The following is a 21608-nucleotide window of genomic DNA, read 5'->3' as shown; positions in this document are numbered from 1 at the left end:
ACCATGAAATTTACTGCTGAACATGAAGCATTGCGCCGTACAGCTCGTCAATTTGTTCAAAATGAGCTGAATCCACATATTCCAGAATGGGAAGCTGAAGGGCAGTTCCCAATCCACGACGTATTTAAAAAGATGGGTGATCTTGGTTTATTAGGAATTTGTAAGCCAGAAGAAAATGGCGGTTTAGCGTTAGATTATTCATATAACCTCGTGGTTGCAGAAGAAATTGGCTATGCAGCTTGTGGCGGGGTGCCTTTAGCTATTGGTGTACAAACCGATATGGCAACACCTGCTTTGGCACGTTTTGGAAGTAAAGAGTTACGTGATGAGTTTTTAACACCAGCGATTGCAGGGGAATATGTTGCATCCATTGCAGTATCAGAAGTACATGCTGGTTCGGATGTTGCTGCTATTAAAACAACTGCAAAAAAAGATGGCGATGACTATGTCATTAACGGCAGCAAAATGTGGATTACCAACTCCTTGCAGGCCGACTTCTTGTGCCTTTTAGCCAACACGTCTGATGATAAACCTCACGTTAATAAGTCAATGATTATTGTGCCAGCAAAAACTAAAGGGATTAGTTTTTCAGAGCCACTTAATAAATTAGGGATGCGTTCAACAACCACAGCACAAGTTTATTTAGACAATGTACGTGTACCACAGCGTAACTTGGTGGGTGTTGAAGGTATGGGCTTTATGATGCAAATGATGCAATTTCAGGAAGAGCGCTTATGGGCATGTGCTAATGCGATTGGCGGCTTGCAGCATTGTATTCAGCAAACGATTAATTACACCAAAGAGCGTACCACTTTTGATCAGCCTCTCATTAATAACCAATATATCCATTTCCGCTTTGCTGAACTTATGACCGAAGTGGAAGCACTCAAAGCATTAACTTATCAAGCATGCGAACAGCATATTGCGGGCGAGGATGTCACGATGTTGGCGTCTATGGCAAAGCTCAAAGCTGGACGTTTAACTCGTGAAGTTGCTGATAGTTGTCTGCAATACTGGGGCGGCAATGGCTTCATGTGGGATAACCCAGCGTCGCAGCTGTATCGTGATGGCCGCCTAGGGTCTATTGGGGGTGGGGCAGATGAGATTATGCTAGGGATTATCTGTAAGTTGATGGATATTCTGCCTAAAAAGCACAAATAAATATAAGGAATACACCATGACACTTTCAGCATCTCTACAAGTTTTAGATATAGATGACAGTATTCAATTGGAACAGGACGGCGGTATTTTATACCTTTGGTTAAATCGACCAGAGAGCCGTAATGCCATGAACTTGAATATGGTCAATGCAATTCAGCAAGTTTTTGCTGCCATTCGCGATGACCTTTCAATTCGCGCGGTAATTATCCGTGGGGAAGGTGGAACTTTTTGTGCGGGTGGTGACATTAAAGACATGGCAACTTTACGTGTTGAGGCAGCTCATGTTGGCAGTCTACAACCTTATGTGGACTTTAACCGCCGTTTTGGTGCCTTGCTTGAGCAAGTTGAAGCCGCACCGCAAACGGTTGTGGTGATTTTAGAAGGCGCAGTGTTAGGCGGTGGTTTTGGTCTGGCATGTGTTTCCGATGTTGCCATTAGCCGTGACAATGCTCAGTTTGGTTTACCTGAAACTGGACTTGGTTTGATTCCTGCGCAAATTGCTCCTTTTGTAGTGAAACGTATTGGTCTAACTCAAGCTCGTCGATTAGCTTTATTAGGTATGCGCTTTGAAGGGCATACGGCACTGAATGTCGGTGTGGTTCATCAAATTGCACATAATGAAATTGAACTTGAGCAAGCTTTACAAGAAACAATTCAGCAAATTAAACGAGCAGCTCCTCAAGCTTCGCGTGCGACTAAAGCACTGTTACATCGAACGCTCAATGAACCTTTAAATGAATTGCTTAACGATGCTGCACAGCAGTTTGCTCAAGCGGTTGGTGGTGCTGAAGGACAAGAAGGAACAATGGCTTTTATCCAGAAAAGGTTACCAAATTGGGCCGATGAATCATAAGAGATAAGGATAAAAATAATGAAATTTTCAAAAATACTAGTTGCCAATCGTGGTGAGATTGCAGTTCGCGTGATGCAAACAGCCAAGGCAATGGGTTACCAAACCGTCGCAGTTTATTCCGATGCAGACCGTAATGCTCGCCATGTGCAAGAGGCTGATGAAGCTGTTTATATTGGTGCTTCAAAAGTATCAGAGTCTTATCTCTCCATCGCTAAAATTATTGAAGCTTGCAAAAAAACAGGGGCGGATGCAGTTCACCCCGGCTATGGTTTTTTGTCAGAAAATACTGATTTTGCTCAGGCATGTATCGACAACCAGATTACCTTTATTGGGCCTACCGCTTCTGCAATTGAGTTAATGGGCAGTAAACGCCTTTCAAAAATCGCCATGATTGAGGCGGGCGTCCCTTGTGTGCCGGGGTATGAAGGTGACCGACAAGATCTCGAATATTTAGCAACTCAAGCTGAGCAGATTGGCTTTCCAATTATGGTCAAAGCTTCTGCGGGTGGTGGCGGTCGTGGCATGCGTTTGGTACAGCAAGCATCCGAGTTGTTTGAGGCATTACAAACCGCACGTTCAGAAGCTGAAAATGCTTTTGGTTCTGGCGAGCTCATTTTGGAAAAAGCAGTCATTGCTCCACGCCATGTCGAAATTCAGGTTTTTGGTGATACTCACGGCAATTATGTGTATTTGTTTGAACGTGATTGTTCAATTCAGCGCCGTCATCAAAAAGTAGTTGAAGAAGCTCCATGTCCGGTGATGACGCCTGAACTGCGTCAGAAAATGGGTGAGGCAGCCGTAGCAGCGGCAAAAACATGTGCTTATGTTGGGGCAGGTACAGTTGAGTTTTTGCTAGATGCATCGGGTGCATTTTACTTTTTGGAGATGAATACCCGTTTGCAGGTAGAACATCCGGTCACTGAGCTTATTACAGGGTTGGATTTAGTTGAATGGCAGTTACGTGTGGCGAATGGTGAGCAGTTACCTTTAAAGCAACAGGAATTGACCTTAAATGGACATGCGATCGAAGTGCGTTTGTATGCAGAAGACCCACGTCAGGATTTTTTGCCACAAACAGGAAAAATTTTACGTTGGAAGCCTGCAGCTTTGCCAAATGTGCGAATCGATCATGGCATGTTAGCAACTGATGAAGTTAGTCCATTTTATGACCCGATGGTGGCGAAGGTGATTGCATATGGGAAAACCCGTGAGGATGCGATTCGCTTATTGGCACGTGCAGTTGATGACTGTGTGTTGCTAGGTGTAAATAGTAATAAGCAGTTTTTGGTCAATTTACTGCGTCATCCAATCGTGGTTGCAGGGGATACCAATACCGCATTCATTCAACAGCATTTTCAAAATGACAGCAGTCTACATAAGCAGGTTCTATCTTTAGAAACCTTAGCCATTGCTGCTGCATTATTTAGTCAAAGTAATGGTACGGCAGTGTGGCAAACGGGTCTAGGTGTACCATTACCATTAAAGCTTAAATATGATGATCAGCAAGTTCAATTACAGCTTTCATCGCTAAATAATACGTTTACGGTACAGCTCTGCGATCAAACTATTTGTATTGAAGTGCTTGAAAGAACGATAGAGCAATTAGTTTATTTAATTGATGGTGTACGTCGCCGTGTGCAATATGTATTAAATGATGATCAGCTTTATTTAGATCAAGATAATGGCAATGTTGCAATTCGCAACGTAACTTATGCTGCCCCCGAAATAGCTGATGTGGCTGGTGATGGCAAAATTCGTGCGCCAATGGATGGTGCGGTAGTAAATATATTGGTCAATAAAGGTGATCAAGTCATAAAAGGCCAAACTTTATTAGTGCTTGAAGCCATGAAAATCCAACAGCAGATTAAATCGGATGTGGATGGAGTGGTTGATGATGTTTTAGGTCAGCAAGGGCAGCAAGTAAAAAAACGGCAGATGTTATTTACTATTCAAATCTAGTAAAAAATACCGCTCTATATGAGCGGTATTTTACTTTAAATCAGGAGTCCTGATTTATTCTCCATCGGCCTCTGCAATTGTCTGACTTGCTTTTTTTAGGCTATATAGTAGTTGACCTAAAAGGACTTCTTTATTACTTAGCGTAACCATGACCATTGGGTGATGAACAGCAGGAATAGCAGTTAAAATGGCCTTGCCATTATCTGCATCTAAAGTAATGTTGTTACAGCCCGTGAGTTGAATCTCTTTTAAAAATGCAGTGACCATTGCCAAAATTGAGCTACTTACGGCTGCTAACTTAGTAGTGTTATGGTGGTTCTTGTGGCTCACTGTTGCTAATTCAAAACCATCAGAAGAGCAAATCATGACAAAATCTACACCACGCGTATTCATCAAAATATTATGAGCTTCGGCTTTTGCAAGTTGTAGTAATTGTGTTGGAGCGGTTCGTTTTTGAGTTGGGATACTAAGCATGATCATTCCCTTGAGATGTTGAGCCTACCTTGACTTCAAGTGATGCAATTAATGATTCAACAATCATTAAAATTTGTTCTTGCTCACGTGCATCAATAAAAAAAAGAGGGTATGGTAGTGCATTTGCTTTTATCCAATGACGATATTGTTGAAGTGATGACTCTTTATTTTCGTCAACATGAGTAATACCAATCGCAATATTGTCGTTATAATTTTTAAAGGTTTCTAAATAGCTTTCTAACTCGGCAATTGGATTAGAGCTATTATGATCTAATAATAAAATAACACCGATTGCACCTTCACAAATGACCGACCATATAAAATCAAAACGGCTTTGTCCTGGGGTTCCATAGAGTCCGATTTTGATTCCATCATCTAAAGTAATTTCACCATAATCAATCCCTACAGTGGTCTGGGTTTTCTGATGGCTTTGAACATCTGTATTGAATGCTTCTGTTTCTAGAATTGGAATTTCAGATAGTGATTTAATCGCTTCTGTTTTTCCTGCCCCCATGCTACCTGCAAAGACAATTTTATATTGCTGTATAATCATAACTTCCCTTAAAGACCAAATCGCCGTCTAATTTTCCCTATAAAATTTTTAAAAAAATGATTCTCTGTATTTGAATTCTCTAAGTACGAATTTGGCGTGTAAGTGCATTTGCTTGCAGAAATAAATTTTCCATTATTTGCCATTAAGCAAGCTGTAACGAAGCGTAAGACATCATCAATTGATAAGTTAAGCTGGTTAGCCACATCAGTAATTTTAGCTCCCTGTATAAAGCATGCAGAGAGTTGTAGGCTCACTTTTCTATATTCTTTTTGATAGGGCTGTGGCCAATGATCAATTTTAAAATAGCTATCCTTCGAGGCTAGATTTTCAAAATTGTTTGAATTCCAAATCAGATTCCATAACCAGTCCTGTAAATAATAATCTTTTTTACGCGAAACCTTAGTGAAGTCTGAAGTATTAGCAAAAGTAAAATCAAAGCTTTGATTGGTTCGCGTATGTTGGCGTGATGGCTCTAACCAAGCAATTTGAGTTCTATTATCAATAATGGCTAGAGTACCTTTATCATCAAAAATATGTAGTCTGGCATTTTCTGGACTGTGTAAATTCCTTATAAACTTATCATCAATCAACAGTAGCTCATTTGATAAATCTGAAACTACAGCAGTATTTTTTTTGTTCAAATACGATAATAAGTTTATTTCTATCCAGTTAAGTAAAGACTCTACTTTTTCTAGTGGCAGATGCAGGGTGTGTTCATCAACTTGATATCCATTTTTTGAGGGAGTTTTACTAATTTTTAAATAAGGACATTTTTTCTTTTGAAGAATATTTTGAATATTATCTGAATCAAAAAAGTTTTCGTTAATTAATAATAGATCAATATGAATATTAGAAATATTAACCCAATTAATATCATACTGATTAGATATTAAATTTCTGATTAAAGTTTTTAATTCATCCGAAACTTTTAAGCTTAAACCAGAGGTTGCAATATTTATGCAATGCCTATCCATAGTATCACATTAAATTTTATTGAATAAGAGAGGGGTTTTAATGTGCTCTTTATAATAGGTATAAAAAGCACATTTCAGATTAATTAGCTAAAGTCTAACTCTTTTTCAAATGACTTTAACTCGTGGCGAGCCATTGCTAAATTTGACTTACTCCGGTCAAGGACTAAGTAAAGGAATAAATTATTATTACTTTCTAGAGGTCTAATTAAATGGTAAGCCTTACCTAATGTAATTAAAATGTCTTCAATATTGTCATTTAATTTCAAAGCATTGGCGATGTTTCGTTTTGCGCGGATTACTTCTGTATTGCCGGCAGCTGCCAATTCTAAATCAATTTCCCCACCACCTTGAGTTGCAAGTGATAAACCACTTTCTGAATCAACAAGTGCAGATGCAATAAAACCATCAATTTCAGTTAAGCTATCTAAAGAAAGTTTAGCCATGTTTTTATCTCTCAGGATTCTAAAATTATATTTACTACTTTTTCCTAAAAGTAGTTGAAATTCATTATATTTCTGCTCAATTTGAAGTCAATAAATCAAAGAAATAGAGAAATTGTTGTTTTGGGAAATAAGTGACAGAAAATGTCAGATTATAAAAAATATTATAAGATTATTTTTACATTATACTTTTAATATTGTGCTGAGTTTTACATTATATATTTTAAAATCTGAATAAAACAATTGTAATAGAATGTTAATAAAATATTCAAAAATAAAATATTCTAATTTTAATTATAAAAAGGGGAATAATGAATTCCCCTTTTTTTATATAAAAATCAAATTAAACGAGCTGTGTATAAATACAGTAGAGATAGCCCAAAATTGCTAAAGCAACTACAGGGGCAACAATCTTTGACCATGTAGGTACAGAAATTTCTGCAGCTTGTTCTTCAATATGCACGTCATCATGATGAGGTTGGGCTTGGTGAACCATTTGGTTGAACTCCTTCATTGTTGTATCCAATGATAGCTCTTCTTGTTCCACAGGTTTAGAACCAATTAATTCATTTAGGTGGTTTGTTGACCAAACCCAATCTTCAGCTTGACCTGATAAGTGTTCAATCTGACCTAAAATTAATTCTTTTAAGCCATTATGCCCAAAACCACCTGTTTCATCGAGCTGATTAAGTTCTGCTAACTGCAAAGTTAAAATCTCAGAAATACTCTGTTCTAGTTCTGAATTTTTTAAAGTCGACTGATTATGTTTAGAAGTCGTTAAATGACGAGCAACTTCTTGAATATAAAGTGGATCTGAGGTTTTGATTTCTTGATAAATCTTATTATCATTCTGACGCCATAAACTAATCAGTTTTCCAAGCGTAAGAATATTCACCTCATCAATCAGTTTATTTTTTTCATTAACTGGATATTGATTTAAAAGCTGAGGCTTTTGAATTTTTATCTGCTCAGCAAAGTATTGGACTAAATCAAATGCCATGCTTTCTTCCTCTAAATTTAATCTAAAATTCTTAACGATGGTTTTTTCTTAGTCGATGTTGTTTCAGTTGCTTCTTGTACTTCTGACTCTACTGTATTTTCTACAGGTGTTACATTGGCATATTCTTCAGGATCAAAGAATAAACCTTGTCCATTTTCTCGTGCATAAATCCCTAAAACCGCTTGAATAGGAACATAAATGTCTTTTGATGCTCCGCCAAAACGAGCTGAAAAAGTAATAGCTTCATTGGTAATAAGCAATTGATGAACTGCATGGGGCACAATATTTAGAACAATTTGCCCATCTTTAACAAATTGTTGCGGAACGTCGGTATACGGTTGTGTCGCATCAACTAATAGATAAGGAGTAAGCTGGTTATCACAAATCCATTCATAGATTGCACGAGCAAGATAAGGACGTGTAGGGGTTAAATCAATAGTTTGCTCAGACATATCACGCTATTCCATATTTAATAGTTCATTGTAACGGTTTTTCTCTTGAGGCGTCATTGATTTAGCAAAAGAAGGCCGTTCAAAGATACGTTTACAGTACAAAAATATAGGTCGACAGTGCTGTTTGGGTAAATCAATTCCCATGCTATTTAATCTTAAAAAGATAGGCGCAAGCATGCAGTCTAAGATTGTAAAATTCTCAGACATGAAATACGGAAAATGCTGAAATAGGGGAGTAAGTGAAATTAATGTTTCACGTAGTTCTTTTTGAGCTTTTTGCTTTTGTTCGACATTTAGTGAGTCAGCATGTTTTAACATGTGATCTGCTAACTTAAACCAGTCGTTTTCAAGTCTCCAGATATACTGACGCTGTTCCGCACGCATCATAGGTGCATCAGCATAAAGCTTACTTTGACGATAACGATCATCTAAATATTCAGCGATGATAGGCGCTGAAAATAATTTAAGATTTTGTTCGACCAACATCGGTAATTGGTTGTAAGGATTTAAGCTGGCTAAATCTTCGTCTTCATGGTCAGTTATGATTAATTGATATTTGATTTGTTTTTCTGCTAATAAGAAACGAATCCAATGAGAACGGAAATCATCAGCATGACTGTAAAGGGTAATCCCCTGAATAGAGGTGTTTTCGACCGACATATCACAAGACGACGTGGTTGAGTGAATCGATTAGGATACTAAAAATGCTGTAGGAAATCACGGTTCTAAAGAGATAGTTTGTTTATATTTATAAGTTTGTATTTGCTGGCTCTATTTTCATAATAAAAAAGCCTTGGAAAAATCCAAGGCTTTTTGTCCAAATCGATAAACGAATTAACGTTTAGAGAATTGAGGACGCTTACGAGCTTTACGTAAACCAAGTTTCTTACGTTCAACTTCACGAGCATCACGAGTAACGAAACCAGCTTGACGTAGAACAGGTTTTAAAGTTTCGTCAGCAGCGATAAGCGCACGAGTAATACCGTGACGGATCGCGCCAGCTTGACCACCGATACCACCACCTTTAACAGTGATGTAAAGGTCAAACTTTTCAGTAACTTCTAAAAGTTCTAAAGGTTGACGAACAACCATACGAGCAGTTTCACGACCGAAATATTGCTCTAAAGTACGGTTGTTAATAACGAGTTTACCTGTACCAGCTGACAAGAAAACACGTGCAGTTGCGGTCTTACGGCGACCTGTACCATAATTAGTAGCCATGTGCTGTATCCCTTAGATGTCCAAAACTTGTGGCTGTTGAGCAGCATGCGGATGCTCAGTACCAGCGTACACTTTCATTTTTTTGATCATTGCATAACCAAGAGGACCTTTTGGTAACATGCCTTTAACCGCTTTTTCAAGAACAGCTTCAGGTTTGTGAGCAATTAACTTCTCGAAGTTAGTCTCACGGATACCACCAGGGAAACCAGTATGGCGATAATATTTCTTATCAAGTGATTTTTTACCAGTCACTTGAACTTGTTCAGCATTAATCACAACGATGTAATCGCCAGTGTCAACGTGAGGAGTATAAGAAGTTTTGTGCTTACCGCGTAAACGACGAGCGATTTCAGTCGCAAGGCGACCTAAAGTTTTGCCAGAAGCATCAACAACATACCAGTCATGTTGAACTTCAGCTGGCTTAGCGCTGAGAGTTTTCATTAAACCACTACCTATTATAGTTGGTTTGGACTATGGAATCTGTCCAAACAAAAGGAGCGAGCATTCTAAACGAGTTTGTCCAAACTCACAAGAAAAATCCAGTTTAAGCCATATAATTTAATCCATAAACTGATGAATGTCAGATATGTTAAAATCAAACACATTCTTGTTATGTGTCTGGAGTGATTGTGCTGCCATTATATGTCACTTCCGGTGAGCCGGCTGGTATTGGTCCAGATATCTGTTTGAGCTTGGCTAAGCGGGTTGATGAACGCCCTGTTGTTATCTTGGGTGACCGAGACTTATTAGAGCAACGTGCCCAAAAAATTGGGGTCGATATTCAATTTATAGAATATACCGGACAGCCTGAATCGTCATCTCTGAATGAACTCTATATAGAACATGTGCCTTTAGAAGCAGCTGTCATTGATGGTCAATTAAACCCAGCTAATGCAGCTTATGTATTAGAGCAACTGCGTCGTTCAGCTGATTATGCAATGTCTGGTAAAAGTGTGGGAGTAGCCACGGCACCCGTGCAAAAATCGGTTATTAATGATGCTGGTATTTTGTTTAGTGGTCACACTGAATACTATCAAGAGTTTGCAGGTGTAGAGCGTGTCGTAATGATGCTTGCAACCAAAACTTTACGTGTCGCCTTAGCAACTACACATTTACCCTTAAGAGATGTAGCGGATGCAATTACCAAAGAGCGATTGCATCAGGTCATTGATATTTTACTGCATGACTTAAAAACTAAATTTAAGATTACAGACCCACGTGTACTCGTGTGTGGTTTAAATCCTCATGCAGGTGAAGATGGTTATTTGGGTCGTGAAGAGATTGAAACCATTAATCCAGTACTCGAAAGTTATCGAGCGCAAGGGTTTAAAATGAGTTTAAGCTTGCCGGCAGATACCTTGTTTACTCCAGAACATCTTAAAAATGCAGATGCTGTACTTGCCATGTACCATGATCAAGGTTTACCTGTGTTAAAATCACAAGGGTTTGGTGAAGCCATCAATATTACATTGGGTTTGCCTTTCATTCGAACTTCGGTTGACCATGGCACTGCATTGTCTTTGGCTGGGACTGGTTTGGCAAAAAGCTCAAGTTTAAATGTCGCTGTTGATTTAGCTTTATCTTTAGCAGCGAGCTAAATTTTTCATGTTGGAAATGTTCTATGTATCAAATTAATGCCCTAAACCCGAAAGATGAAGGGCATAAAGCTCGTAAACGTTTTGGTCAAAACTTCTTACATGATCAACGAGTCATTGCCAAAATTGTGCGCTCTGTAAGTCCGCGTACAGGCGACAATATTGTTGAGATTGGACCTGGTTTAGCTGCCTTAACCTCTCCTTTAATTGGGGAGTGTGATGCATTAACAGTAGTGGAACTAGATCGTGACTTAGCTGCTGGGCTACCAGAACGTGTTCTACATCCTGAACGTTTGACGATTATAGAAGCTGACGCATTAAAATATGACTTTAGCGAACTGGTAAAAGATGGCCGACCATTACGTGTAGTCGGTAACTTACCTTATAACATTTCCACCCCATTACTTTTTCATCTCTTGGAATTTGGCAGCAAAGTTAAAGATATGCACTTTATGCTGCAAAAAGAAGTGGTTGACCGTATTACTGCTGAACCGAATACGAAAGAATATGGACGTTTGTCGGTAATGATTCAGTATTACTGTCAACCAACATTTTTATTTGAAGTGCCAGCTGGTGCATTTAACCCACCACCTAAAGTAACGAGCGCTGTTTTCCGCCTTGTTCCTTATGATCAAAAGCCAATTACAGCAAAAGATGAAAAAGCTTTAGCTCGACTGGTTGCCCATGTATTTACTCAGCGCCGCAAAACATTAAGAAACAGTCTTAAAGGTATGATTGCAGAAGATGGCTTTGAAAAAGCTGGTGTTGATCCGATGGCTCGTCCAGAGACCTTAACACTTGCCCAATTTGTTGCTTTGGCCGATCAAATGGTGGCGTAAATGACTAAGCGTTTTAACTATGTTATTGGTGATGTGCAGGGGTGTTTTGAAGCTCTAAAAGCCTTGCTTAAAGAAATACGTTTTGATCCAGATCAAGACTTTTTATGGTTTGCTGGTGATTTAGTCGCACGTGGTGAAAACTCGGTAGGGGCATTACGTTTTATTAAAAAGCTTGCTGATCGTGGAGCTGCTGCAACTGTACTTGGAAATCATGACCTGACTTTAATTGCGGGTGCGCGTGGTTTAAAAGAGATTAAAGAAAAAGATCGTACCCAAGACGTTATTGATGCTATTGATGGTGATGAGTTAATCGATTGGTTACGTAAACAGCCATTATGTTTATTGCCAAACGAGCATACGATCCTTACTCATGCTGGCATACCTTGTATTTGGGATGCGCAAAAAACTGTAACGTTGGCAAAAGAGGTCGAGGCTGTACTCGCAAACGAAGATTTATCTGTATTGGATGCTTTTTTAGCAGACATGTATGGTTCTAAACCAGATTTGTGGGAAGATAACCTAACTGGTTCTGCGCGTTTACGTTGTATTACCAATTATTTGACTCGCATGCGTTTAACCAATGCCGAAGGGGCTTTAGAGTTTAGTTTTAAAGATTCTTTGGATGCACCAATGCCGGAAGGTTATTTCCCTTGGTTTGAATTTCCGAGCAAAGCCGCACAAACTCATCAGATTATTTTTGGTCATTGGGCTGCGCTCGAGGGCCGAACTATTAATGAGCAGATCCAGAATATCGATGGTGGCTGTGTTTGGGGCAGAAAATTAATGGCTTATCGATTTGAAGACAAAGAAATTTTTTCTGTTGAAAATCCTGTGCAAATATAAGAAAAGCAATGCTTTGCTATGAACGTAAGATGAAGCTTGTAGCTGAGCTAAAAATAAAAAAGCCGCTTCTGCGGCTTTTTTATTAGGAACTATTATTCTACTCGAATCCAGATTTGATTACGCCCTAAAGCTGAAACTCCGAGATAGCCGCGCATATGTAAGCGTTTGCCAGTTGAACTAAGTTTTGCTTTAAGCCCGTAAACTTTACCAGTATTCGGATCTAAAATTTTACCGCCAGTATAGTTCAGTCCATCTACCTGTTTTAAACCAGTTGCGATATCCAGACCTAAAATCGGTTTATTGGTATATGGCGCAGGGCAATTATCACAAATTTCTTTAGGCGTATAACCTGGGCGTGGCGTTACTTTGATAATTTTCCCAGCATATGTCCCGTTCGCTTCTTTTCGTATTTCTACCTGTGCTTTGGGAGCACCTGTCTTATCATCAATTGTTTGCCAGAGACCTGTAATATCTGCTGCAAATGTAGCAGTATTAATCCCCAATAAGAGCAGAGCTCCAATAAAAATTTTCCCCATAATTAAAAATCCTTTTAACTTTGAAAGGTCATCTTATTTGGAATTGATAGACCGTTCAATGTTTATTTAATCAACTTCTTAATTATGGTGTTCCAAAAGACAACATTAATGTTGGTAGCCAAATTGCAGTAAATACACCATTCAATGCCATACCAAATGCAGCGTAACGACCTGCAACAGGCCCACGCTGCCAAGCTTGAGCTGTTCCGATGGCGTGTGCAGCTAAACCTAAGGCTAAACCTGATGCTCTCTCATCATGAATATGTTTAAGTAAGAATGGTGAGAATGCTGCGCCAATTACCCCAGACAAAATAACAATAAGGGTTACGAGTGTTTCGGGAGCATGTAATAAAGTTGCGATGTTCAGAGCAATTGGAGTAGTTACTGCACGGGTGGCAAATGCAAGAATGGTAGGTTCAGACATATGTAATAAGTAAGCCAGCCCCATAGGTAGGACAACTGCGCTAATACTTGCAAAAAGTAAAATACCAATGACCGATTTAATTGGAAGATCATCGTAACGCATTGCAGCTAAAGGGATGGCTAATGCTACGGTGACATAACCTAATAGATGACCGAATAAGTCATTCACATAAAGACGATACTGTTCATATGGTACATGTAGAACTGAAAGTAAGCCAATTACAATGAACATGCCGAAAACTAAAAGTGGAACTTGCGGAAAACGTCGGTTTAAAGGCTTTGCACACAGATAACCAATGAGTGTGATCAAAAATCCGTAGAAAATCGTAAACATTTTATTCTCCTTATAACCAACGTTTTGCCATTTTTGCATAGACCCACAAAGGTATAAGGGTACTGACCACTAAAACAAAAAGAAATAATGGAATTTCCTTACCCATATGTACGAGCATAATTAATGAACCTGCACAGATAGGTAAAAACGCGAATCCACTTTCTTTCATGATTTTATTATTGGTATCTACTATTCGAAGTGGAATTTTTTTAAACTTTCTCCAAATCAGTAAAATAATAAGTAAGCTGATTAAACCGACCAGATTACCTAATTCTGGATGACCAAAAGCACGCATGACAACGACAGAGCCTTCACGAAAACCAATAATGAGTAGTAATGTAATTACCCATGCTGTCCAGTCTATACTTTTGATCTTATCCATATTTTTTATCTCTAAAAGTTTACTTATCAAGTTTTAACTGATATCGCCCTTGATTTCAAACTCTTCCAAGGGGCGCTTAAATTGACTCGCGTGTTCTCCCAAGATTTCATCTAAGGGCAGTTTTGCTTGGCGAATAAGCTTTTCTAACTTATGTGGTGCAATCTTCACATCAATATGTAATAAGCCCGCATCATCATAATGTTCAGACTCAATAACATTTAAGGCATAAAGTTGAGTACGTAATTTGCCATAAGCAGGCTTAAGAACGAGTGAAAACTTTTGAATTTGGCCCATTAAGCATTCTTGTACTGCTTTTTGGAGTAACTCTAGACCTTGACCAGAATGAGCTGAAACATACACTCGATCTGGTACATGTGGTTCGGCATAAATAATTTTGGCCTCTTCACCACTTAGATCAATTTTGTTGTACACCCGAAGTACGGGAGCATCAGCGCCAATGTCTTTTAATACACCTTCAACCGCTTCAATTTGGTCAAGCACGTCATGGCTACTACTATCAATAACATGCAGTAAAAGGGTCGCTTCTAGTGTTTCTTCAAGTGTTGCTTTAAATGATTCAACCAAATCATGCTGTAAGTTTCGTACAAAACCTACTGTGTCTGCTAGCACAACAGTACCGATACCATCCCAGTCTAAACGGCGTAGGGTTGGATCGAGTGTTGCAAATAGTTGATCAGCTGCGTAGACATCACTATTAGCTAAAATATTAAATAAAGTCGATTTACCAGCGTTGGTATAACCTACTAATGAAACTGTTGGAATAGCTGCCTTTTGTCTTGCAGCACGCCCTTGCATACGAGTCTGTTGGACTTTGTCTAATTTATCTTTTAATTGGGTAATACGAACACGAATGAGACGGCGATCTGTCTCTAGTTGTGTTTCACCAGGACCACGTAAGCCGATACCACCTTTTTGTTGTTCAAAGTCGGCAGACCAACCACGAATAAGACGAGTAGATAAATGTTTAAGCTGAGCAAGTTCGACCTGTAACTTACCTTCATGCGTACGGGCACGCAGCGCAAAAATATCTAAAATTAAGCCTGTGCGGTCAATAACTCGGCATTTTAATATTCTTTCTAGATTTCGTTCTTGAGCAGGTGATAACGCATGGTCAAAAATAACCAGACTCGCTTCTAGCTCCTGAACTTGCTCTGCAATTTCTTCGACTTTTCCTGAGCCAATAAAAAATTTAGGATTAGGCTTATTACGCTGAACCTTAATATGTTCAAGGATATCTGCACCAGCAGACTGTGCAAGTAGAGCAAACTCTTCGGCATCCAGATCATCTAATAATTGTACAGAAACACTCACTAAGATTGTGCGTTCACCGCCTTGATGCCGATCAACATATTCCACGTGGCTATAAATCCTGAAAATGGGAAAACTTTATTCTAGAGGAAACTTAAGCAAAAGGGGAAAGCGTTTGTTCTCATCCTTTAGATTAGTTATATGAGATTAGTCTAATGTTCAGATTTATTTTATTTGCCGTTCTCTATCGTCAATGCAAGTTTATTACGAAACGTATAGAATGACTCGAGATGGGTATAACAATGATTAATCGTTAGTGAAATTTTATGGCTCAAACGCAAAGTATAGTTAATTCAACGTTAAAGAAATTATCAAAAATAGGTTTATACGGAAAAAAGGTCACTTCTGCCACGGCCGCAATTAGTGAAGGTTTTTATCTAGTTTATCGACATGGGCTTTATAAAGATCCTAATAATCCTGTTAATACACGTTATGTCCAATACTTTTGCCGCCGTTTATGTCAGGTTTTCAATTTAGATATAGAAGTACATGGCACAATTCCTAGAGAACCAGCTTTATGGGTAAGTAATCATATTTCTTGGCTAGATGTTGCAGTTCTAGGTTCTGGTGCACGAGTTTTCTTTCTGGCTAAAGCTGAAATTGAAAATTGGCCTATTCTTGGAAATTTAGCCAAAAGTGGTGGAACGTTATTTATTAAGCGTGGATCTGGCGATTCCGTCAGAATTCGTGAGCAAATTGCTGAATTTTTAAAACAGAATATTCCAGTATTATTTTTCCCTGAAGCCACAACTACAGATGGGCATTCTGTTAAAAAAGTACATGGACGATTACTAGGAGCAGCGATTGAAGCACAGCGTCCAGTACAGGTTTGTTTGATTTGTTATGTAAATCGCGATGGACAATTAGATACAGTTGCGCCATTCATCGGTGACATGACATTTGCCGAACATATTCAACGCGTACTTGAAATGCCTAAAGTAACAGCTCATCTGTTAACTTTGCCTCCTATTTCAGTGGAAGGGCATGACGTCAAAAGTTTAACGCGCGAAGTTCAAGAAAAAATGGTGGAAGGTTTGGCCCAACTACATCAGAAAGTACTTAAGCCAAGAAACTAATTACATAAATCCTTCAAGTGGCAGCCATGAAAGAAACTTCATGCCTGCTTTTTGCCACCATTTCATCTCAGGTTCCTGTCTATAAATTACAGGACCATTTGGAGTTTCTTGCTGCCAATAAATATGATTGTTAGTATCGAGCTTTAATTTATAAGCATACTTATTTAAATTTTCATCCATTGTATGGTGAATCGTCTTAGCCAGTGATGGGCTATCTAAAATCACACCAATTTCAGTATTTAAGTAAGCTGAGCGCGGATCAAAGTTAAATGAACCAATAAAAACCTGCTCATCTAATGCCATAAGTTTAGTATGCAAACTTGATCGGCTTAGCCCTTTCATATTTACTTTAGCTTTAGTGGCAAGCTCATCTGTATTTTTATTTAAATCTCTTTTATCTGGTGTTGGTAAAAATTCATAAAGTTGTACGCCGTTTTTAAGCAGCTCTTTACGGTATTTCCCATAAAAGGCATGTACAACAGCAACGTCATTCGCTTTGAAAGAGTTCGTTAAAACGCGAACCTCAACACCTTCTTTGGCAAGCGTGCTTAAAATCTTGGCACCTTGTTTTTCAGGAATAAAATAAGCAGAGATTAAGTCAACGTTACTTTCTGGTTTTTCCAAATGATTAATTAGCTGGAAATTGAGGTGTTCTTCTTTCTTAGCTTTCGATTTGATTTTATCAGGTGAGTCTTTTACCACTTCTGCTTTGACCCAATCGAATTGAATATTATGATTTAGCCATTGATCAAATGCATGAGATTTTGCGGTTAAGTTTAAAAAGTTTTGAACGGTAGCTTGTTGATAGTGTGCTTCGAGTTGTTCTTTTAAGCCTTCATAGCGTAAACGGTGCTGCTCAGGGCTTACGATACTTTGAACTGAATATGCATATTCATGATTCCAGTAATCATCAAACGAATTTACGATATCATCAACAGCAGCGCCTACCAACATTACATCGACATCAGAAAACTGATAGCTATCGCTTACATTGTAATATTGATTGGTCATGTTGCGCCCGCCAATAAGAGCAACCTCATTGTCTGCAATAAAACTTTTATTGTGCATACGACGATTGATACGTTTTAAATCCAGCAACATATCCATCGCACGGTATTTGCGGAAACGGTAGGGATTAAAAAGCTTAACTTCAATATTTTTATGCTGAGAAAGGGCCAGTAAAATCCCTTCCATTTTTTTTGCATTATTGTCATCAATAAGAAGTCGGACTTTTACACCTCGATCAGCTGCACGAATAATCGCGTGTAAGGCTAAAGCACCAACTTTGTCGTTGTCCCAAATGTAATATTGTAAATCTAAAGTCTTTTCGGCTTTATCAATTAATCTAAGTCGAGCCGCTAGTGCCTCCAGAGGATCATTTAGAACATGGAAACCCGTTAACTTTGGATTTTGCTGGCGTAAAGGTGTAATAATTTTGGCAAGTGAAGTCTCAGAGGTATCAATGTCCTTTGCATATTGCACAGGCTCAACACCATGTTTTGGCAGAGTACTACATCCTGTCAAACCCACAGCAAAACTTGAACATAGGACTATAGAGGCTTTTATCAAAAAGCCTTTAGCTTGTTGATTCGTTTGAAGCTGTTTGGAATGAAAGGATTGTGCCATAATCAGTACATACGATAAGGTGAGCTAGAGTATAATTCGTGCATATTGAAAGATAAATATTGAATTTGATTACTAGCAATCAATATAAGATAAGTCGAGAGTCGTAATGTGGAATCCAAATTCAATCATTTTTTGTTTTTACTTTATTTTTTCAATACTTGCTCTATGGGGAATTTCTGAGGCTTGGATTCATCAATCACGAACCGAGACGATTCATCCATTTAAAGCTTTTGTACATCTACTCGCATTTTATCTCTCTTATCTACTTATTCCTCTCTGGTTTTTTAATTTATATGCTGCTTGGATTGGTTACTATTCAATTCATCAAGGTATTTTCATCTTTTTCTTAAGTGGCGTGTTAATTTACGCCCGATTTATTGAACCTCATTTGGTGCGTGTCGATACTCATCAATATCGGTTAAATCCGGATCGTAGTTTTGATAAACCAGTAAAAGTAGCCTTAATTGCAGATTTACATATCGGTTTATTTTCAGGGCATGAACGTCAGCTCAAAACCATCGTTAGAAAATTAAATGAACAGCAACCTGATTTAGTGGTAGTCGCTGGTGATTGGACATATGAGCCAGAAGATAGACTGATTGAAGAATTAAGTGTTTTAAAAGAAATTCAGGCGCCTGTATATTCGGTTCCTGGAAATCATGATGAGCAATATCCTGGCCCACCGATTCAGCAACTATTAAAAGATGCCCTATTTTATAATGAAGTTATTGATATTGAAGGTAAGATTGTTGATTTTGAAGAATTTCATTTGATTGGCATTGGTGACCTGTGGGCAGGCAAAACCGATATGCGTTCTATGCCAGATTTACCGCAAGACAAGCCGTGGTTAATTTTGTCCCATAACCCCGATACGGTAGATATGGTACCTAAATTACCGAATCGACCATTAATGTTATCTGGGCATACACATGGAGGGCAGGTAGAGCTTCCATGGTTGACTAACTATATTATGAAAAAAGTATCAATTTTAGGTCATAAGCGCGGTTTCTACTCTCATGAGCATGCGGATGTCTTTGTTACCGTTGGCACAGGAATGGTTGGAATTCCTTTGCGTTTCAGAGTGCCACCAACTATTGATATTATTGAGCTAGTTTAAAATAAAAAAGCCAATCACAGAGGATTGGCTTTTTTATGAGTTAAATCTACTTATGGAATAACGACAATCGCAACACGTCGGTTAATGGCTCGGTTTTCATTGGTTGTATTTGGCACATAAGGTTGCGTTGAACCACGGCCAATCACGTAGATGTTTTCTTTTTTAAATCCACGTGTTAAGAAAAGGTTTGCCACACTTTGAGCACGCTCTTCAGATAACTTTTGGTTATATGTAGCCTCACCAACATCATCAGTATGACCAACAATTTTCAATTTATTCAGGTCATATTTATTCAGTTGATTTGCCAGACGTACTAACTCAGCTTCATGACTCTGTTTTAACTGCGCATTATTAAAGTCAAATAATAAGCGTTCTGGTAAACCTAAAGTCCAGCCTTCATCAGTAAGAACGAAACCTTCTTTTTTGAGCAATTTTACTTGACGATATTTTAATGGACCAAAACTCAGGCACCCTGCAAGAGTAATGCATAGCAATGCAATAAAAGAGAGTTTTAAAGATCTTGTATTCATAGATTAGCCTAAATTTAATTTTCAGGTTTATAGATAAACCAGTGTTCATCCGAATTTTTAGCCTTATACATTGCTTGATCTGCTTGCATAATGAAATCTTCGGGGCTAGATGCAAATTGTGATAAAGCAATACCTACACTGAAACTGAAGTAAATGGTTTGACCATTTAGATGCAAAGGTTCTTTACAGCTTTCGAGTAAATTTTCAGCAATAGATATTAAATGATCAGCATGACTAATGGAATGCAAAATGACAGCAAATTCATCACCACCTAACCTTGCAATAAAATCTTGATGACGCAAACGAGTTTGCAGGCGATTCGCCATTTCTTTTAAAACTTCATCGCCAGCTAAATGGCCAAATTGGTCATTAATTGCTTTGAAGTTATTGTTATCTATAAATAATAATGCAGACTTATTATCAAACCCTTTATCTTCAAACATGTCTAAAAGGATTTGGTAAAAATAATGTCTATTAGGTAATAAGGTGAGCTGGTCGTGATGAGCCTGAAAGGATAATTTACGATTTTCCTTTTGCAGCTGATTATCCCATATTTGAATTTCTTCAAGTAACTCGTTAAAAACGGTATTTAAATCTTGAAATTCTTTAATTCGGTTATAAGGAAAACGAAGATTATAAGCTTTTTGTTCACTTACAATTTGAGCAATATTAGTAAGTGGGTAAATAGCCTGCATAATTTGACGATAAGTTAAGTTTACTGACCACCATAAAGCGCAAACAATAAACAACATTGCAATCGCAAGTCCTACCATAATCATTTTTAGGAACTGCAATATTTTTTCAGAGCTACCAAAAAGTGTAAGTTCACCTACATTTTGCTCATGATGATAAATTGTAAGATGAACAGGCTCATTTAAAAACCAGTGATCAAACCAGCCTTCTAAAATTGAAGTTTGACTTGATAATTTAAAACTTTGGGCGATCAGATGATGTTCTGAATCATAAATATGAATAGTACGAATTGAATGATCATTCGTATATTCATTCAAAATCTGCTCTATTGTAATTTTATCATTAAACACGACTGCGGGCTGAATACGCTCTAATAGAGTATGACTAAGCAATTGCAAATTCTGTTTGGCATAAGTTTCCATAGTAAAAACGGAAATTGAGACAAACGTAAAAGAGCAAATAAAAAAAGTAATAGCAAAAATAGTAAATTGAGATTTTCTAAATAATGCGTGTAGTGAAGTGGACTGATACAACTTTGATATCATGATCCTTACTCCGCATTCTTAGCCAAGAGTAATACTCTCGGATCAATATGGACTTTGGAGTGACTTAAAGCATCTAAGTTAACTTTAAAGGTAGTGTAATTATTCTGAGTATATAAACAAAAGATACTTCCTATCTCGCACTCTGAATTATTAACACTTAAAGAAAGTAAAGAATGATAAGGATAGTTTTGAATAAGGTTTTGTTGTTGCTGCGGAGAAGTACTAGAAAAATAGACAGCCTGACAATGTGACCGAGCAAAATCTTTCGCATTTACAGTTTGAACACGATAATTATAAGACATTTGCTGGATGTAAGATTGAAAAGTAGATGTAATAGAAGGGTTATCAATTACACAAAGAGTAGGAGTATTTACATTCTCCCACTTACTGTAGCTTAGGATAGATAAAGTAAGTACATAGAAATTATGTTTTGAATTGGCATGACAAGGCCCACTCGTAGCAAGCACTACAAGTATGCAAACAAATACTTTTTTAGCGAACTGCCACATGGTGAGTTAATGCCAAACTATTGCACGAATAATCTATTCTACATGAAGTTGATAACGTAAAAAAAGTTTAATATCTCATCTAAAAGTGACTAAAAAGCTTAAAAAGTATCCAGTTGATGATATTGATTTAAAAAAAAGGTTGCA

At 38.0% G+C, this 21608-nt stretch carries 25 protein-coding genes; 8 read left to right on the top strand and 17 right to left on the bottom strand.

Going from position 1 to position 21608, the window contains the following annotated elements; all coding sequences use genetic code 11:
- Positions 1-3 precede the first annotated feature (3 nt).
- From ACTJJG_RS18210 to ACTJJG_RS18200, 3 genes are read left to right on the top strand one after another with little or no spacing between them, the layout of a single operon-like run.
- Positions 4-1161 carry an acyl-CoA dehydrogenase family protein gene (locus ACTJJG_RS18210; protein ID WP_032057720.1) on the top strand — a complete coding sequence of 386 codons (1158 nt, stop codon included), beginning with the start codon at positions 4-6 and terminating at the stop codon, positions 1159-1161.
- A gap of 16 nt (positions 1162-1177) precedes the next feature.
- Complete coding sequence (locus tag ACTJJG_RS18205) at positions 1178-2014, top strand: enoyl-CoA hydratase/isomerase family protein (protein WP_069119061.1); 837 nt, start codon at positions 1178-1180, stop codon at positions 2012-2014.
- A gap of 18 nt (positions 2015-2032) precedes the next feature.
- A complete protein-coding gene (locus ACTJJG_RS18200) occupies positions 2033-3973 on the top strand; it encodes an acetyl/propionyl/methylcrotonyl-CoA carboxylase subunit alpha (protein WP_069119063.1) in 1941 nt (646 codons plus the stop codon).
- Between the two features lie 54 nt (positions 3974-4027).
- Here the strand turns inward: ACTJJG_RS18200 and ACTJJG_RS18195 are convergent, their stop codons facing one another.
- The 9 genes from ACTJJG_RS18195 to rplM all read right to left on the bottom strand — a co-directional run bounded on the left by ACTJJG_RS18195 (position 4028) and on the right by rplM (position 9528).
- Positions 4028-4447, bottom strand: a complete 420-nt coding sequence (locus ACTJJG_RS18195) for a roadblock/LC7 domain-containing protein (protein WP_002117819.1) — start codon at positions 4445-4447, stop codon at positions 4028-4030.
- Positions 4440-5000 carry a GTP-binding protein gene (locus ACTJJG_RS18190; protein ID WP_069140955.1) on the bottom strand — a complete coding sequence of 187 codons (561 nt, stop codon included), beginning with the start codon at positions 4998-5000 and terminating at the stop codon, positions 4440-4442. The genes ACTJJG_RS18195 and ACTJJG_RS18190 overlap by 8 nt, the downstream gene beginning before the upstream one ends.
- A gap of 8 nt (positions 5001-5008) precedes the next feature.
- Complete coding sequence (locus ACTJJG_RS18185; RefSeq protein WP_069140956.1) at positions 5009-5974, bottom strand: hypothetical protein; 966 nt, start codon at positions 5972-5974, stop codon at positions 5009-5011.
- Positions 5975-6057: 83 nt separating this feature from the next.
- A complete protein-coding gene (locus ACTJJG_RS18180) occupies positions 6058-6417 on the bottom strand; it encodes a hypothetical protein (RefSeq protein ID WP_003656109.1) in 360 nt (119 codons plus the stop codon).
- A gap of 340 nt (positions 6418-6757) precedes the next feature.
- Positions 6758-7414: a hypothetical protein gene (locus tag ACTJJG_RS18175; protein ID WP_005065252.1), complete on the bottom strand. Its 657-nt coding sequence runs from the start codon at positions 7412-7414 to the stop codon at positions 6758-6760.
- Positions 7415-7431: 17 nt separating this feature from the next.
- Positions 7432-7866 (bottom strand): ClpXP protease specificity-enhancing factor, encoded by a 435-nt coding sequence (locus ACTJJG_RS18170; protein ID WP_005804921.1) that lies wholly within the window; start codon positions 7864-7866, stop codon positions 7432-7434.
- Positions 7867-7872: 6 nt separating this feature from the next.
- Positions 7873-8526, bottom strand: a complete 654-nt coding sequence (locus ACTJJG_RS18165; RefSeq protein WP_005065247.1) for a glutathione S-transferase N-terminal domain-containing protein — start codon at positions 8524-8526, stop codon at positions 7873-7875.
- A gap of 174 nt (positions 8527-8700) precedes the next feature.
- On the bottom strand, positions 8701-9087 hold the full coding sequence (gene rpsI, locus ACTJJG_RS18160; protein WP_002048725.1) for a 30S ribosomal protein S9: 387 nt from the start codon (positions 9085-9087) through the stop codon (positions 8701-8703).
- Between the two features lie 12 nt (positions 9088-9099).
- On the bottom strand, positions 9100-9528 hold the full coding sequence (gene rplM / locus ACTJJG_RS18155) for a 50S ribosomal protein L13 (protein WP_002117832.1): 429 nt from the start codon (positions 9526-9528) through the stop codon (positions 9100-9102).
- A 173-nt stretch (positions 9529-9701) separates the two neighbouring features.
- Here rplM and pdxA point away from each other — a divergent pair, with 173 nt between their 5' ends.
- From pdxA to ACTJJG_RS18140, 3 genes are read left to right on the top strand one after another with little or no spacing between them, the layout of a single operon-like run.
- A complete protein-coding gene (gene pdxA, locus ACTJJG_RS18150) occupies positions 9702-10685 on the top strand; it encodes a 4-hydroxythreonine-4-phosphate dehydrogenase PdxA (RefSeq protein ID WP_080777169.1) in 984 nt (327 codons plus the stop codon).
- 23 nt (positions 10686-10708) lie between these two features.
- The gene (gene rsmA / locus ACTJJG_RS18145) at positions 10709-11521 is read left to right on the top strand and encodes a 16S rRNA (adenine(1518)-N(6)/adenine(1519)-N(6))-dimethyltransferase RsmA (protein WP_032057709.1); all 813 of its coding nucleotides are present in this window, start codon (positions 10709-10711) and stop codon (positions 11519-11521) included.
- Entirely contained in the window at positions 11522-12364 is an 843-nt protein-coding gene (locus ACTJJG_RS18140; RefSeq protein ID WP_032057708.1) for a symmetrical bis(5'-nucleosyl)-tetraphosphatase, read from the top strand.
- 92 nt (positions 12365-12456) lie between these two features.
- On the opposite strand, the gene ACTJJG_RS18135 is transcribed toward ACTJJG_RS18140, so the two are convergent.
- The 4 genes from ACTJJG_RS18135 to hflX all read right to left on the bottom strand — a co-directional run bounded on the left by ACTJJG_RS18135 (position 12457) and on the right by hflX (position 15416).
- Positions 12457-12900, bottom strand: coding sequence for a DUF2147 domain-containing protein (locus ACTJJG_RS18135; RefSeq protein WP_002117847.1), 444 nt, complete (start codon positions 12898-12900; stop codon positions 12457-12459).
- 82 nt (positions 12901-12982) lie between these two features.
- Positions 12983-13657 (bottom strand): LrgB family protein, encoded by a 675-nt coding sequence (locus tag ACTJJG_RS18130; RefSeq protein ID WP_069119395.1) that lies wholly within the window; start codon positions 13655-13657, stop codon positions 12983-12985.
- A gap of 10 nt (positions 13658-13667) precedes the next feature.
- Positions 13668-14039 carry a hypothetical protein gene (locus ACTJJG_RS18125; RefSeq protein ID WP_002117849.1) on the bottom strand — a complete coding sequence of 124 codons (372 nt, stop codon included), beginning with the start codon at positions 14037-14039 and terminating at the stop codon, positions 13668-13670.
- 33 nt (positions 14040-14072) lie between these two features.
- Positions 14073-15416: a ribosome rescue GTPase HflX gene (hflX, locus tag ACTJJG_RS18120; RefSeq protein WP_032057706.1), complete on the bottom strand. Its 1344-nt coding sequence runs from the start codon at positions 15414-15416 to the stop codon at positions 14073-14075.
- 218 nt (positions 15417-15634) lie between these two features.
- On the opposite strand from hflX, the gene ACTJJG_RS18115 reads away from it, so the two are divergent.
- Positions 15635-16444 carry a lysophospholipid acyltransferase family protein gene (locus ACTJJG_RS18115; protein ID WP_032006019.1) on the top strand — a complete coding sequence of 270 codons (810 nt, stop codon included), beginning with the start codon at positions 15635-15637 and terminating at the stop codon, positions 16442-16444.
- Here ACTJJG_RS18115 and ACTJJG_RS18110 read toward each other — a convergent pair whose 3' ends face one another.
- The gene (locus ACTJJG_RS18110) at positions 16445-18070 is read right to left on the bottom strand and encodes a phospholipase D family protein (RefSeq protein ID WP_032070748.1); all 1626 of its coding nucleotides are present in this window, start codon (positions 18068-18070) and stop codon (positions 16445-16447) included.
- A 106-nt stretch (positions 18071-18176) separates the two neighbouring features.
- Here ACTJJG_RS18110 and ACTJJG_RS18105 point away from each other — a divergent pair, with 106 nt between their 5' ends.
- Positions 18177-19187, top strand: a complete 1011-nt coding sequence (locus ACTJJG_RS18105; protein WP_440608995.1) for a metallophosphoesterase — start codon at positions 18177-18179, stop codon at positions 19185-19187.
- Between the two features lie 50 nt (positions 19188-19237).
- Here ACTJJG_RS18105 and ACTJJG_RS18100 read toward each other — a convergent pair whose 3' ends face one another.
- Genes ACTJJG_RS18100 through ACTJJG_RS18090 form a run of 3 tightly spaced genes read right to left on the bottom strand, consistent with a single transcriptional unit; the run spans position 19238 to position 21464 of the window.
- On the bottom strand, positions 19238-19717 hold the full coding sequence (locus ACTJJG_RS18100; protein WP_032057703.1) for an OmpA family protein: 480 nt from the start codon (positions 19715-19717) through the stop codon (positions 19238-19240).
- Positions 19718-19731: 14 nt separating this feature from the next.
- The gene (locus ACTJJG_RS18095) at positions 19732-20955 is read right to left on the bottom strand and encodes a diguanylate cyclase domain-containing protein (RefSeq protein WP_005065229.1); all 1224 of its coding nucleotides are present in this window, start codon (positions 20953-20955) and stop codon (positions 19732-19734) included.
- 5 nt (positions 20956-20960) lie between these two features.
- On the bottom strand, positions 20961-21464 hold the full coding sequence (locus ACTJJG_RS18090) for a YfiR family protein (protein ID WP_017386701.1): 504 nt from the start codon (positions 21462-21464) through the stop codon (positions 20961-20963).
- Positions 21465-21608: the final 144 nt, after the last annotated feature.

This window comes from Acinetobacter sp. 22512, assembly GCF_052044755.1.
Lineage (GTDB): Bacteria > Pseudomonadota > Gammaproteobacteria > Pseudomonadales > Moraxellaceae > Acinetobacter > Acinetobacter pittii.
The sequence above is the reverse complement of the archived record's forward strand: the minus strand, read 5'-3'. Positions and strand labels throughout refer to the sequence as shown.